At 74.4% G+C, this 13,732-nt stretch carries 14 protein-coding genes; 13 read left to right on the forward strand and 1 reads right to left on the reverse strand.

The window, feature by feature from the left end:
• Positions 1-48: 48 nt before the first annotated feature.
• From MJ876_RS19355 to MJ876_RS19395, 9 genes are all read left to right on the forward strand, one after another.
• The gene (locus MJ876_RS19355) at positions 49-714 is read left to right on the forward strand and encodes a hypothetical protein (protein ID WP_240238915.1); all 666 of its coding nucleotides are present in this window, start codon (positions 49-51) and stop codon (positions 712-714) included.
• A gap of 131 nt (positions 715-845) precedes the next feature.
• Positions 846-2,024 carry a 23S rRNA (adenine(2503)-C(2))-methyltransferase RlmN gene (gene rlmN, locus MJ876_RS19360; protein ID WP_240238917.1) on the forward strand — a complete coding sequence of 393 codons (1,179 nt, stop codon included), beginning with the start codon at positions 846-848 and terminating at the stop codon, positions 2,022-2,024.
• Between the two features lie 23 nt (positions 2,025-2,047).
• Positions 2,048-2,638, forward strand: a complete 591-nt coding sequence (locus MJ876_RS19365; RefSeq protein WP_240238919.1) for a class I SAM-dependent methyltransferase — start codon at positions 2,048-2,050, stop codon at positions 2,636-2,638.
• Positions 2,639-2,647: 9 nt separating this feature from the next.
• Complete coding sequence (locus MJ876_RS19370; RefSeq protein ID WP_240238921.1) at positions 2,648-3,193, forward strand: hypothetical protein; 546 nt, start codon at positions 2,648-2,650, stop codon at positions 3,191-3,193.
• Between the two features lie 33 nt (positions 3,194-3,226).
• A complete protein-coding gene (locus MJ876_RS19375; protein WP_240238923.1) occupies positions 3,227-4,387 on the forward strand; it encodes a 1-deoxy-D-xylulose-5-phosphate reductoisomerase in 1,161 nt (386 codons plus the stop codon).
• Between the two features lie 4 nt (positions 4,388-4,391).
• Complete coding sequence (locus MJ876_RS19380) at positions 4,392-5,756, forward strand: site-2 protease family protein (protein ID WP_240238925.1); 1,365 nt, start codon at positions 4,392-4,394, stop codon at positions 5,754-5,756.
• A gap of 50 nt (positions 5,757-5,806) precedes the next feature.
• Positions 5,807-6,961, forward strand: a complete 1,155-nt coding sequence (gene ispG, locus MJ876_RS19385) for a flavodoxin-dependent (E)-4-hydroxy-3-methylbut-2-enyl-diphosphate synthase (protein ID WP_240238927.1) — start codon at positions 5,807-5,809, stop codon at positions 6,959-6,961.
• A gap of 76 nt (positions 6,962-7,037) precedes the next feature.
• The gene (locus MJ876_RS19390; protein WP_240238948.1) at positions 7,038-7,874 is read left to right on the forward strand and encodes a GNAT family N-acetyltransferase; all 837 of its coding nucleotides are present in this window, start codon (positions 7,038-7,040) and stop codon (positions 7,872-7,874) included.
• Positions 7,875-7,994: 120 nt separating this feature from the next.
• Positions 7,995-9,767, forward strand: a complete 1,773-nt coding sequence (locus MJ876_RS19395) for a proline--tRNA ligase (RefSeq protein ID WP_240238930.1) — start codon at positions 7,995-7,997, stop codon at positions 9,765-9,767.
• A 304-nt stretch (positions 9,768-10,071) separates the two neighbouring features.
• On the opposite strand, the gene MJ876_RS22395 is transcribed toward MJ876_RS19395, so the two are convergent.
• On the reverse strand, positions 10,072-11,097 hold the full coding sequence (locus MJ876_RS22395; protein WP_240238932.1) for a DUF4439 domain-containing protein: 1,026 nt from the start codon (positions 11,095-11,097) through the stop codon (positions 10,072-10,074).
• 117 nt (positions 11,098-11,214) lie between these two features.
• Here MJ876_RS22395 and rimP point away from each other — a divergent pair, with 117 nt between their 5' ends.
• The 4 genes from rimP to MJ876_RS19420 all read left to right on the forward strand — a co-directional run.
• The gene (rimP, locus tag MJ876_RS19405; protein WP_308192627.1) at positions 11,215-11,709 is read left to right on the forward strand and encodes a ribosome maturation factor RimP; all 495 of its coding nucleotides are present in this window, start codon (positions 11,215-11,217) and stop codon (positions 11,707-11,709) included.
• On the forward strand, positions 11,709-12,710 hold the full coding sequence (gene nusA / locus MJ876_RS19410; RefSeq protein WP_240238934.1) for a transcription termination factor NusA: 1,002 nt from the start codon (positions 11,709-11,711) through the stop codon (positions 12,708-12,710). The genes rimP and nusA overlap by 1 nt, the downstream gene beginning before the upstream one ends.
• Positions 12,711-13,045: 335 nt before the next feature.
• Positions 13,046-13,330 (forward strand): YlxR family protein, encoded by a 285-nt coding sequence (locus MJ876_RS19415; RefSeq protein ID WP_240238952.1) that lies wholly within the window; start codon positions 13,046-13,048, stop codon positions 13,328-13,330.
• A gap of 101 nt (positions 13,331-13,431) precedes the next feature.
• A partial coding sequence (locus MJ876_RS19420) for a translation initiation factor IF-2 N-terminal domain-containing protein (protein WP_240238935.1) occupies positions 13,432-13,732 on the forward strand: 301 nt, incomplete at its 3' end.

Below are 13,732 nucleotides of genomic sequence, written 5' to 3' on the forward strand. Positions count from 1 at the left end.
CGGGCCTCCGACGGGCCTGCGGGCGGCGGAGGTGGGATGCTGGGCGACGTGAACGAGCCGGTGTCCCCGCAGCGTCGCCGTCCGCCGGGCTGGCGGGCGGCCCGTCGTGCCCCCGAGGAGACCGACGACACCGGCGCCGCGACGACCGGTCAGGACTCCGGTCCGGACACCGCGTTCGGCCGTGGCGAGACCGTCGAGCGGCCCGTCGTCCGCCTGCCCGCGGAGGACCGGTCCGAGGACGACCAACCCGTCCTCGGCGCACGGCGCGAGGACGACCGCACGCGCACGATGAGCGCGGTCGAGTCCGAGCGCTACCGCGCCGACCCGGTCGAGGAGAGGCTCTCCCTCCGCCGCCGCACCGACGGCGATGCCGAGGGTGAGGGCGAGGACCCAGACGACGAGGACCTCGACGAGGACGACTCCGGCGAGGCCCACCCGGTCGCGGTGCCGCTGGCCGGGTTCTTCGCGGGGATGGCCTACATCCTCGTCCTGCCCGTGCTGTACGTGTGGCTGTCGAACCCCGACTCCCTCGCCGACGTGGTGGGCGTCGACCTCGTCTGGCTGGTCGCCGTGATCCTGGTGCCGCTCTTCCTCACCGCGATCCCGCAGACCCGCAAGTTCGGCCGCTACATGCTCCTCGGCGTCGGCCTCTCCGCGGTCGTCGTGGTGGGCGTCGCCGCCGTCGTCCTCGCCGTCCTGATCTTCCTGCTGTAGCCGGGTCGGCACTTCCTCCCTGCCCTGGAGGGCCGACTCGACGTCCCCTGGTGCGCAGACGTGCCGACTCGAGTCCTGTGGGCTGCGCAGATGTGCCGACTCGACGGGGTCGGTGGGACGATGGGGGCACCATGTCCGACGCCGTGCCCCAGTCCTCCGCCGCCCCGCAGGGCGAGCCGACCACCCCGCAGGCCGGGTCGAAGCCCCTGCCGCTGGTCTTCGCCGAGCCCCGGGGCCGCAAGAAGCCCCCGCAGCACCTGGCCGACCTGGCCGGGCCCGAGCGCAAGGCCGCGCTGGAGGCCGCGGGCCTCCCGGGGTTCCGCGCCGCGCAGCTGGGCCACCACTACTTCGGGCGCCTCGTCGCCGACGCCGAGCAGATGACCGACCTGCCCGCGGCCACGCGCGGCGACCTCGTCGCCGAGCTGCTGCCCACCCTGATGAGTCCGGTCCGCACCCTCGAGGCCGACCGCGGCACCACCGTGAAGACGCTCTGGCGGCTCTTCGACAACGCGCTCGTCGAGTCGGTGCTCATGCGCTACCCCGACCGCGCCACGGTCTGCGTGTCGTCGCAGGCCGGCTGCGGCATGGCCTGCCCCTTCTGCGCCACCGGCCAGGGCGGGCTGCAGCGGAACATGTCCACCGCCGAGATCGTCGACCAGGTGGTCTCCGCGGCGCGTGCGATGCGCAACGGCGACGTCGCCGGCGGCCCCGGCCGGCTCTCGAACGTCGTCTTCATGGGCATGGGGGAGCCGCTGGCCAACTACAAGGCCGTCGTCGGCGCCGTCCGCCGCCTCGTCTCCCCGGCCCCCGAGGGGCTCGGCCTGTCCGCCCGCAACGTGACGGTCTCGACCGTCGGGCTCGTCCCGCGGATCCGCCAGCTCACCGAGGAGGGCATCCCGGTCACGCTCGCGCTGTCCCTCCACGCCCCGGACGACGAGCTGCGCAACGAGCTCGTCCCGGTCAACACCCGCTGGTCGGTGGGGGAGACCGTCGACGCCGCCGCCGACTACGCGCGGACGACCGGCCGGCGGGTCTCGATCGAGTACGCCATGATGCGCGGCATCAACGACCAGGCGTGGCGCGCGGACCTGCTCGCCGACGTCCTGCTGGAGCGCGGCGACCGCGGCTGGGTCCACGTCAACCTGATCCCGCTGAACCCCACGCCCGGCTCGAGGTGGACGGCGTCCGACCCCGCCGACGAGCGCGAGTTCGTCCGCCGCCTCGAGGCGAAGGGCGTCCCGACCACCGTCCGCGACACCCGCGGCCGGGAGATCGACGGCGCCTGCGGCCAGCTCGCCGCCGCCGAGTAGCCCCGGCGGGGACGGCGAGGCCGGTGGACGACCTCCCGAGCCGGTACGACGACGCCGCCGACACCTACGACGAGACGCGCGGTGGCGAGGCCCGTGCCGCCGCCGTGGCCGCCGAGGTCGACCGTCTCGCCCCCGGCCCGGGACTGCTCGTGGACGTCGCGGGCGGCACCGGCACCGTCGGCGCCGCCCTCCGTGCGCTCGGCCGCGAGGTGCTCGTCGCCGACGCCAGCGCCGGCATGCTGCGCCACGCCGTACGACGGCTGCCCGGGCGCGTCGTCCGCGCCGACGCCCGGCGGCTCCCGCTCGGCGACGGCTCGGCGTCGGTCGTGTCCCTCGTCTGGTTGCTGCACCTCCTCGAGCGGTCCGACGCCGACGCGGTGCTCGCCGAGGCCACGCGGGTGCTGCGACCCGGCGGCGTCCTGGTGACGACCGTGGACAAGGACCTCGCCCACGGCACCACCCGTCGCACCGGCGCCGACGGCGCCGAGCGCGTGGCCGCCGTCTGCGCGGGCCTCGGGCTCGTCGCGAGCGGCAGCGGGCGGGTCCACGGCGAGACGCGGTGGGTGCAGACGGGCGCCGGGTGGCGCGTCGAGGCGTTCCGGCGCGGTCCGTAGGGTCGCGGCGTGAACCTCTGCTTCGACGCCCTCGACCGTCAGGTCATCGCCGGCCGGGCCGACGAGCCCGCCCTGGTCGACGCGACGGCGTCCTGGACCGTGGCCCGGCTGCTCGAGGAGGTCGGCGCCCTGGGCGGGGCGATGCGGGGCCTCGGCGTGGTGCCGGGGTCCCGGGTCGGCATCGGCGTCGCCGACGACCGCACCCGCCTCGTGGGCGGCCTCGCGGCGCTGCGGCTCGGCGCCGTCCCCGTGCTCGACGGCGACGTCGACGACCCGGCCCTGCTGCTCGTCGACGTGGCGCCGGACGCCGACGCCACCACCGCGCCCGCCGTGCTCGTCGCCGGTGACGGCCCCACGGTCGTCGAGACCCGCGACCTCGCGCTCCCGGTCGCCCTGCGGGCCGGTCGTACCGACCCGGCACCGGTGGACGACCCGCCCGACGGCGTCCCGGCGTACGTACAGGGGGAGCGGCACGTCCACGACGTCGAGGACGAGACGTTCCTCGGCCGGGCGGTCTCGGCGCTGCTCGCCGGCGGGGTCGTCGACCTGCGCTGAGGACCCCCGCCGCCGGTCTGGGACCATGACCCGGTGCCTCGCGACGTCGTCATCCTCGGGTCCACCGGCTCCATCGGCACCCAGGCGCTGGACCTCTGCCGCGCCCACCCGGACCGGTTCCGGGTCGTCGGCCTCGCCGCCGGGGGCTCACGGCCCGACCTCTTCGACGCCCAGGTCGAGGAGTTCGCCCCCGCGTACGCCGGGCTCGGCGACGCCGCCGCGCTCGAGGCCGCGGCCACGCCGTGCGACGTCGTCCTCAACGGCATCACCGGCGCCGCGGGCCTGCGGCCCACGCTCGCCGCGCTCGAGGCGGGCAGCACCCTGGCCCTGGCCAACAAGGAGTCGCTGATCATCGGCGGCCCGATCGTCCTCGACCTCGCCGCCCCCGGCCAGATCGTCCCGGTGGACTCCGAGCACTCGGCGGTCGCGCAGGCGCTGCGCTCCGGCACCGGCGCCGAGGTCCGGCGCCTCGTGCTGACCGCGAGCGGCGGCCCGTTCCGCGGCCGCAGCGCCGACGAGCTCGCCGACGTCACGCCCGACGACGCGCTCAAGCACCCCAACTTCGCCATGGGACCGGTCATCACCGTCAACTCCGCGACCCTGGTCAACAAGGGCCTCGAGGTCATCGAGGCGGCCCTGCTGTTCGGCTTGCCGCTCGAGAAGGTCGACGTCGTCGTCCACCCGCAGCAGGTGGTGCACTCGATGGTGGAGTTCGTCGACGGCTCCACGATCGCCCAGGCGTCGCCGCCGTCGATGCTGATCCCGATCGCCCTCGGGATGGGGTGGCCCGACCGCGTCCCGGACGCCGGGCCCGGCTGCGACTGGACGACGGCCGCCACCTGGACCTTCGAGCCCCTCGACGACGAGGCGTTCCCCGCCGTGTCGCTGGCTCGCCGTGCCGGCGCCGCGGGCGGGACGGCGCCCGCCGTCTACAACGCGGCCAACGAGGTCGCCGTCGCGGCCTTCCTCGACGGCCGGCTGCCCTTCGTCCGGATCGTCGAGGTCGTCGCCGACGTCCTCGGTGCCCACGACGCCCGCCGCGCAGGACCCGGCGACGCCCAGGGTGGCGGCGTACCCTCGGAGGCGCCGCAGCTCGGCGTCGACGACGTCCTGGCCGCGGACTCGTGGGCGCGGGCCGAGGCCACCGCCCGCCTGACACCCCGCCCGACAGCGCCGCACGAGGGAGACAGCTGAGCCGGTGACCGCCCTCCTCTACACCGCCGGCGTCCTCTTCTTCGTCGTCGCGATCCTCGTCTCCATCGGCCTGCACGAGCTGGGCCACCTCGTCCCCGCGCGGGCGTTCGGCGCGAAGGTCACCCAGTACTTCGTCGGCTTCGGGCCCACCGTGTGGTCGAAGCAGGTCGGCGAGACCGAGTGGGGCGTCAAGGCGATCCCGCTCGGCGGCTACGTCAAGATCGTCGGGATGCTCCCGCCGGGCGCCGGCGACCTCGCCGAGCCGCAGGGCTACGACGAGCACGGCAACCCGGCGTACAAGGTGCGGAAGTCGAACACCGGGCTCTTCGCCCAGCTGGTCTCGGACGCCCGGGCCGCCGAGTGGGAGCTGGTGAGGCCGGAGGACCACGACCGCCTCTTCTACAAGCTCGCCTGGTGGAAGAAGGTCGTCGTCATGGGCGGCGGCCCGATGGTGAACATCGCGATCGCCTTCCTCATCTTCCTCGGCGTCTTCGCCACCTACGGCAACCCCGGCGACGTCCGCCCCGTCGGCACCACCGTCGAGGAGGTCTCCGCCTGCGTCCTGCCGTACGACGAGGCCGACCGCGCGTGCACCGCGAGCGACCCGGAGGCCCCGGCCGCCGAGGCTGGCCTGCGCCCCGGCGACGTCATCACCTCCTTCAACGGCGAGGCCGTCTCCGACTGGGACCAGCTGCAGGGCCTCATCCGCGGCAACAGCGACGGCGCCGCCGTCCTGACCTGGGACCGCGACGGCCGTCAGATGAGCGGCGAGACCAGCACCACCGTCCAGGCGCGACCCGGCACCGGCGAGGACGTCGACCCCGAGCGCCTCACCGAGGTCGGGTTCCTCGGGGTCAGCCCGCAGGCCGAGCGCACCACCGGCGGCCCGCTCTACACGCTCGGCGAGATGGGCACGATGGCCGTGCAGACCGCCGAGGCGCTCGTGACGCTCCCCGTCCGGGTGTACGGCGTCGGGCAGGCCATCCTCGGCCTCGAGGAGCGCGACCCCGACAGCCCGGTCAGCGTGGTGGGCGGCGGCCGGATCGCCGGCGAGACGGCGTCCACCGACCTCATCCCCGGCCTCGACCGGTTCGTGTTCCTGCTGCTGCTCGTCGCCGGCTTCAACTTCTTCATCGGCGCCCTCAACCTTGTGCCGCTGCTGCCCCTGGACGGCGGGCACATCGCGGGCGCGCTCTACGAGGCGGGACGACGCGGCACCGCCCGGCTCCGCCGCCGCCCGGACCCGGGTTACGCCGACGTCGCCAAGATGCTCCCGGTCGCGTACGTCGTCGCCTCGGCGCTGCTCGTCATGGGCGTCGTGCTCATCATCGGCGACCTCGTGGTGCCGCTCTCCGTCGTGCCCGGCTGAGGCTCCGGCTGACGCGCCCGGCCCCAGGGCCGGTGGGTAATCTGGAGGCCATGAGCACCGTGAGCCTCGGCATGCCCGCACCCCCTCCGCCGGTGCTGGCCCCGCGGCGTCCCACCCGTCAGATCCAGGTCGGCAAGGTGGGTGTGGGCAGCGAGTCGCCCATCTCGGTGCAGTCCATGACGACGACGCTGACCAGCGACATCAACGCCACCCTGCAGCAGATCGCCGAGCTGACCGCGGCGGGCTGCGACATCGTCCGCGTCGCCTGCCCGAGCCAGGACGACGCCGACGCGCTGCCCGCCATCGCGGCCAAGTCGCAGATCCCGGTCATCGCCGACATCCACTTCCAGCCGCGCTACGTGTTCGCGGCGATCGAGGCGGGCTGCGCCGCCGTCCGGGTGAACCCGGGCAACATCCGCAAGTTCGACGACCAGGTCAAGGAGATCGCGCAGGCGGCGTCCGACCACGGCACGTCGCTGCGGATCGGCGTCAACGCCGGCTCCCTCGACAAGCGCCTGCTCGAGAAGTACGGCCGCGCGACGCCCGAGGCGCTCGTCGAGTCGGCGAAGTGGGAGGCCTCGCTCTTCGAGGAGCACGGCTTCCGGGACTTCAAGATCTCGGTGAAGCACAACGACCCCGTCGTCATGGTGCGTGCCTACGAGCTGCTCGCCGAGGCCGGCGACTGGCCGCTGCACCTTGGCGTGACCGAGGCGGGACCGGCGTTCCAGGGCACGATCAAGTCCGCCGTCGCCTTCGGCCACCTGCTGAGCCAGGGCATCGGCGACACGATCCGCGTCTCGCTGTCCGCGCCGCCGGTGGAGGAGGTCAAGGTCGGCATCCAGATCCTGGAGAGCCTCAACCTCAAGCCGCGTCGTCTCGAGATCGTCTCCTGCCCGTCGTGCGGCCGGGCCCAGGTCGACGTCTACAAGCTCGCCGACGAGGTCACCGCCGGCCTCGACGGCCTCGAGGTCCCGCTGCGGGTCGCCGTCATGGGCTGCGTCGTCAACGGTCCCGGTGAGGCGCGCGAGGCCGACCTCGGCGTCGCCTCGGGCAACGGCAAGGGGCAGATCTTCGTCAAGGGCGAGGTCATCAAGACCGTGCCGGAGTCGCAGATCGTGGAGACCCTGATCGAGGAGGCCATGCGCATGGCCGACGAGATGGGCGTCGACGCCGAGTCCGGGGAGCCCGTCGTCTCGGTGTCGTGACCGCCGTCCCGGGGGCGCGGGCCCCGGCGTCGGGCGGTGGCCGGGTGCCCGGGGCTAGGCTCGCGCTGTGCTCGCGATGCGGGAGGGTCTTCACGTCCTGGGGTCGGAGGACCTCGAGGACTTCCTGGCGTTGACCGCCCTCGACCCGGTCGTCAACTGCTTCGCCGACTACCGCGCCCGCACCACCCGCCTCGACCCCCGCTGGCTCGGCGGCGAGGTCTGGGGCCGCTACGCCGAGGGACGCCTCACCGCCGCCTGCCACCTCGGCGCCAACCTCGTGCCGATCGGGGCCACGGACGACGACGCACGCGCCTTCGCGGAGCGCGCCGTACGACGCCCGCGGTCGGTGTCGACCCTCGTCGGCCCGCAGGCCGCCGTCCGCGCGTTCTGGGACGTCGCCCGCGCGACCTGGGAGTCCCCGCGCGACGAGCGCTGGGACCAGCCGCACCTCGAGCTGGTCGGCGAGCCCCTGGTCGAGCCCGACCCCGAGGTCCGGGTCACGACCAAGGCCGACCTCGAGACGCTCTACCCCGCCTGCGTGGCGATGTACACCGAGGAGGTCGGCGTCTCGCCGGAGCGGGGCGGGTCCTCCGCGCTGTACCGCGCCCGCGTCACCCAGCTCGTCAGCCGCGGCTGGTCGTTCGCGCGGTTCGAGGACGGCCGTGTCGTGTTCAAGGCCGAGGTGGCCTGCGTGAGTCCCGCCGCCGCCCAGATCCAGGGCGTGTGGGTCCCGCCGGACCGGCGGGGCGAGGGCCTGGCCACCCGCGGCATGGCCGCCGTCGCCCGTCTCGTCGTCGACGACCTCGCGCCGTCCCTGTCGCTCTACGTGAACGAGTGGAACGAGCCGGCCCGCCGCGCGTACGAGGCCTGCGGCTTCCGGCAGACGGCGACGTTCTCCACCTTGATGTTCTGAGGCCCACCGTCCTCCTCGGCGGTCGAGGTGCCTCGTGTCGTGCCTCGACCCGTCACACCTCGACCAGCGGTGACCGAAACCGGTTCGAGCCCGCCGCGACCCCACGACTAGCCTTCCGGCATGATCCTGCGACTGTCCCGGCTCTTCGTCCGCACCCTGCGCGAGGACCCCGTCGACGCGGAGGTGCCGAGCCACAAGCTGCTCGTCCGCGCCGGCTACGTGCGCCGGGCGGCCCCGGGGATCTACAGCTGGCTGCCGCTGGGTCTGCGCGTGCTGCGCAAGGTCGAGGGGATCGTGCGCGAGGAGATGGACGGCATCGGCGCCCAGGAGCTGTCGTTCCCGGCGCTGCTGCCCCGCGAGCCCTACGAGGCCAGCAACCGCTGGACGACGTACGGCGACGGCATCTTCCGCCTGAAGGACCGCCGCGGGGGCGACTACCTGCTCGGCCCCACGCACGAGGAGATGTTCACGCTCGCGGTGAAGGACCTGTACTCGTCGTACAAGGACCTGCCCGTCTGGCTCTACCAGATCCAGACGAAGTACCGCGACGAGGCGCGGCCCCGCGCCGGCGTCCTGCGCGGGCGCGAGTTCATCATGAAGGACTCCTACTCCTTCGACGTCTCCGACGAGGGCCTCGACCGCTCGTACGCCGCGCACCGGGAGGCCTACGTCCGGATCTTCGACCGGCTCGGCTTCGACTACGCGATCGTCAAGGCCACCTCGGGCGCCATGGGCGGCTCGCGGTCGGAGGAGTTCCTGGCGCGCGCCGACTCCGGCGAGGACACCTACGTCCGCTGCACCTCCTGCGACTACGCGGCCAACGTCGAGGCCGTCGAGGTCCGCCCCGAGCCCGCCCGCAGCACCGAGGGCCTGCCCGCGGCGCACGCCGAGCAGACGCCCGCGACGCCCACGATCGACACCCTGGTGGCCCACCTCAACGAGAAGCACCCCCGCGACGACCGGGCGTGGACGGCGGGGGACACCCTCAAGAACGTCCTGCTCGTGCTCAAGCACCCCGACGGCACCCGCGAGCCCCTCGCCGTCGGCCTGCCCGGCGACCGCGAGGTCGACCAGAAGCGCCTCGAGGGCCAGCTCGAGCCCATCGAGGTCGAGCCCATGGACGAGGCCGAGCTGGCCAAGCACCCGGCGCTGGTCAAGGGCTACATCGGCCCCGGCGTGCTGGGCGAGGAGAACGCCAGCGGCATCCGCTACCTCGTGGACCCCCGCGTCGTCGACGGCACCGCCTGGGTGACCGGCGCGGACGTCGACGGCAGCCACGTCCTCGACCTCGTCGCCGGCCGCGACTTCACCGCCGACGGGACGATCGAGGCCGCCGAGGTGCGTGACGGCGACCCCTGCCCGAGCTGCGACGACGGCGTCCTCGAGAGCGCCCGCGGCATCGAGATGGGCCACATCTTCCAGCTCGGCCGCTGGTTCGCGGAGGCGCTCGACCTGCGGGTGCTCGACGAGAACGGCAAGCTCGTCACGGTCACCATGGGCTCCTACGGCATCGGCGTGACCCGCGCGGTCGCCGCCATCGCCGAGGGCACCCACGACGACCTCGGCCTGTGCTGGCCGCGCGAGGTCGCCCCGGCCGACGTCCACGTCGTCGCGACCGGCAAGGACGCCTCCGTGTTCGAGTACGCCGACGCGCTCGCCGCCGGGCTCGAGGGACGAGGCGTCGAGGTCCTGTACGACGACCGCCCGAAGGTCAGCCCGGGCGTGAAGTTCAAGGACGCCGAGCTGCTCGGCGTGCCCACCCTCGTCGTCGTCGGACGGGGCCTGGCGGACGGCGTCGTCGAGGTCCGCGACCGGCGTACGGGGGACAAGCGGGAGGTCGCGGTGGACGACGCGCTGGAGCAGGTCCTCGCGGAGGTCCGTCCCGGCGCCTGAGCGGGACCTGCGACTTCGTGCACTGCACACTTATGCAGTTCACAGGGGGTGCGCGAGGGCCCTCCCGCGTTGCATGCTTGTGCAACGAGGTGAGGCGCTCGGGCGCCGGACCTCGTACCCCCCACAGAAGAATCAGGGAGTCGCTTTCTGCAGGCGACGACCCTGCCGGGCGCTGAGTTGACCAGCCCCGGCACGACGGCCCGCCCGTGGCGAGGATGATCTCGGGACTTCCTCGCAGCGGGCGGGCCGCCTCTCTCCCCCGGCCCGCCGGCGTGGGCCCGCGAGGCCGTCGCGAGCTGGAGGCTCAGAGGCCGGGGAGGTCCTGGGGCCCGCCTCCGAGCCGCAGGCGGGCGAGGGCGGCGTCGGCGAGGGCGCGCACGGCCCAGTCGCGGACGTCGGCGGTCGTGCCGGCGACGGCGTAGGCGTACGTCGCCGCGCAGCGGTCCTCGACGCCACGGGTGGCGTCCGTCGCGCCCGCCACGTCGCCGCCGGGGTCGACGTCCGGCAGGACGTAGGCCGGCTCGGCGGCGACCGGCTCGGCGCCGGCGTCGCGGAGGGCGTCGGTGAGGGTGTCGCGACGCTCGCGGTGGACGCCGTAGCGGGCGTCGACGTCGGCGTACAGCTCCGGGCTCGCCGAGGACGACGTCCGCGCGCCGACGACGGCGAGGGTCCACACGGCCGCGTGCTCGCCGGCCAGCACGACCTGGAGCGCGTCCCGGGCCTCGGGCGGCAGTGCGTCGCCCGGCGCCGCCAGGAGGCCGGGTCGGGCGAGCACCGGCTCGGCGCCCGGCTCCAGCACGGCGAGCCGCTGCTCGATCGCGGCGGCGACGGCCGACAGGACGCGGGCGAGCCGGCCGCTCTCCGACGCCACGGCCAGCCCGGCGTACGCCGCCACCGCCTCGCGCTCGGCGGCGAGGACGGCGGCGCGGGCGCGCGGGGGCCGCGGGGGCACCGTGACGTCGTCGGGCGTGGCCGAGCCCGACGGCCCGCCGTCCGTCGGCCGGAGCTCGGCGTCGTGGGCGGCGTGGAGGTCGCGGAGGGCCGCGAGCTCGCCGCGCAGGCCCGGGTGGCGCCGAAGGGTCCTCCGGACGAGGTCGGCCAGGCCCTCGGTGCGCTCCAGCGCCGCGGCGAGGACGTCGTCGTCGCCCGGCACCTGCTCGGGGGAGGCCGTGGCCGGCGGAGTGGAGGAGGTGGACCCGGAGGCGGGGCCGTCGTCGGGGGAGACCCGCGCGCCGCACCCGGTGAGCGTGGTCAGGCCGGTCGCGAGCAGTCCACCGGCGCCGGCGAGCACGGCACGGCGCGGCAGGCCGGGGGGCTGGCGGTCGGGCACCGGACGAGCGTAGGTCACCGTTACAGTGGTGGGTCCGCCGAGGCCGGGCCCCCGAGGGGCCGCCCGGCGTGACGGCAGGACCAGCGGTCACAACAGCAGAAGGAGGTCGGCGCAGCCGTGCAGCAGGCCAAGGACGACGCCACGACCCGACGGATCGGCGAGGTCCTCACGGGACCCGTCGCGGACCTCGGCATGGACCTGGAGGCCCTCGACCTCGCGCCCGCCGGCTCGCGCCGGCTCCTGCGCGTCGCCGTGGACAAGGACGGCGGCATCACGATGGACGACGTCGCCGAGGCCACCCGCGAGATCTCGCGCGTGCTCGACGAGACCGACGTCATGGGGGAGCGGGCCTACACGCTCGAGGTGACCTCCCGCGGCGTCGACCGTCCGCTGGAGCTGCCCCGGCACTGGCGCCGCAACGCCGACCGCCTGGTGGCGGTCACGCCCGTCGAGGGCGAGCCGTTCACGGGCCGGATCACGGCAGCCGGCGAGGACGCCGCCACGCTCGACGTCGACGGCACCACGCGGGACGTCGCCTACGCCGACGTCCGGCGCGCCGTCGTCCAGGTCGAGTTCAACCGCAAGGACACCCACACGGGGGAGGACCGCTGATGGACATCGACCTGAGCATCCTGCGGATGCTGGAGCGCGAGAAGGAGATCTCCTTCGACGTGCTCGTCGAGGCGATCGAGCAGGCGCTGCTGACGGCCTACCAGCGGACGCCCGGAGCCTACGAGGAGGCCCGCGTCGAGCTCGACCGCAAGACCGGTCGCGTGAGCGTGCTGGCCGCGGAGCTCGACGACGACGGCCAGAAGGTCGGCGAGTTCGACGACACGCCGGCGGGCTTCGGGCGGATCGCCGCGACCACGGCGAAGCAGGTGATGCTGCAGCGGCTGCGCGACGCCGAGGACGACGTGAAGTTCGGCGAGTTCTCCGGCAAGGAGGGCGACATCCTCTCCGGCGTCATCCAGCAGGGTCGCAACCCCGACGACGTCCTGGTCGACCTCGGTCGCCTCGAGGCGATGCTGCCCGTCGGCGAGCGGGTGCCGGGCGAGCGCTACAGCCACGGCACCCGGATCAAGGCGCTCGTCGTGTCGGTGCGCCGGGGCATGCGCGGCCCGCAGATCACCCTGTCGCGCTCCCACCCGAACCTGGTCAAGAAGCTGTTCGCCCTCGAGGTGCCGGAGATCGCCGACGGGACCGTCGAGATCGTCGCCATCGCCCGCGAGGCCGGCCACCGCACCAAGATGGCCGTCCGCTCCACCGTCCCCGGGGTCAACCCCAAGGGGTCCTGCATCGGCCCCATGGGCCAGCGGGTCCGCAACGTCATGGCGGAGCTGAACGGCGAGAAGATCGACATCGTCGACTTCTCCGACGACCCCGCGCGCATGGTCGCCCACGCGCTGTCCCCGGCGCGCGTCACCTCGGTGACCGTGGTCTCGGAGGAGGCGCGGGCCGCGCGGGTCGTCGTCCCCGACTTCCAGCTCTCGCTGGCCATCGGCAAGGAGGGGCAGAACGCCCGCCTCGCGGCGCGGCTGACCGGCTGGCGGATCGACATCCGGTCCGACGAGGCGCCGGTCGACGACGAGCCGCCGGTCGCCCCCGACGCCTGAGCCCGGGGGGTCACACGGTCGCGCTGACCTCGTGGACGACCATCCGGGGGACGTGGTCGGTCGCGGAACGGCTTGATGGCCCACACCCACCTCCGCCGACGGCTCCGACCAAGAGCCGCTCGGCAGCCCCGAGACCCGGAGCGGGTCGTGGCGGTCGGGGCCACCAGAGGGGGTGGTCGAGCAGCACCTCGAGCTCCGGGCTGCCGCCGTCGTGGGGGCATCGGGGCAGCCCGGGGCGCGGGCGCCGCACCGCGGCCCCGTCCGGTTCGGCATCGACTGGCCCGCGGGGGTAGTGTGGAGCCTCGGTGGCACGTTCCGAGTCTTCCCCTGTGCGCATGTGCGTGGGTTGCCGCGGCCGGGCCGCCGCCAGCGAGTTGTTGCGGGTGACCGCGGGGAGCGATGCGCACGGCCGGCCGGCCGTCGTACCGGACCCGGGTCGCACGGCGGCCGGCCGGGGGGCGCACCTGCACCCCGAGCGGACGTGCTACGACCTCGCGGTCCGGAGGAAGGCGTTCCCGCGCGCGTTGCGGGTGCCCGGCCCCCTGGCCACCGAGGACCTGGAACACCTGCTGGACCCGACCGACACACCGACCGACAGAAGCTGGAGCAGCAGCTCATGAGCACTCGATGAGTACCTCACGATGAGTTTGCACCACCACTAACGGTCCGACTCCCCGCCGGCACAGCCGGCTCCACCGGGTCTCGGGCCAGAAGGAGAAACGTGGCCAAGACCCGAGTTCACGAGCTCGCCAAGGAGTACGGCGTCGAGAGCAAGTTCGTTCTCGAGAAGCTCAAGGAGATGGGGGAGTTCGTCAAGTCGGCGTCCTCCACCGTCGAACCGCCCGTCGAGATGCGGTTCAAGAAGCAGTACGGCGAGGAGCTGAAGTCCTCCGGCGGCGGTGCCGCCCAGGAGGCCCCGGCGGCCGCCTCGAACGGCGCGTCGTCCAACGGCGCGTCCACCGCCGCCCCGGCGGCCCGGTCCGGCGGCTCCGCCGCCCCCGGCCCGCGCCCCGGCCCGCGCC

It is taken from the genome of Nocardioides sp. CFH 31398 (assembly GCF_022436705.1).
GTDB lineage: Bacteria > Actinomycetota > Actinomycetes > Propionibacteriales > Nocardioidaceae > Nocardioides.

What these genes read in the sequence shown, in the direction of transcription:
- MJ876_RS19415 (WP_240238952.1), top strand. Translation starts at nt 13,046, where the DNA reads ATGTGCGTGGGTTGCCGCGGCCGGGCCGCCGCCAGCGAGTTGTTGCGG.
- rlmN (WP_240238917.1), top strand. Translation starts at nt 846, where the DNA reads ATGTCCGACGCCGTGCCCCAGTCCTCCGCCGCCCCGCAGGGCGAGCCG.
- MJ876_RS19395 (WP_240238930.1), top strand. Translation starts at nt 7,995, where the DNA reads ATGATCCTGCGACTGTCCCGGCTCTTCGTCCGCACCCTGCGCGAGGAC.
- ispG (WP_240238927.1), top strand. Translation starts at nt 5,807, where the DNA reads ATGAGCACCGTGAGCCTCGGCATGCCCGCACCCCCTCCGCCGGTGCTG.
- nusA (WP_240238934.1), top strand. Translation starts at nt 11,709, where the DNA reads ATGGACATCGACCTGAGCATCCTGCGGATGCTGGAGCGCGAGAAGGAG.
- MJ876_RS19390 (WP_240238948.1), top strand. Translation starts at nt 7,038, where the DNA reads ATGCGGGAGGGTCTTCACGTCCTGGGGTCGGAGGACCTCGAGGACTTC.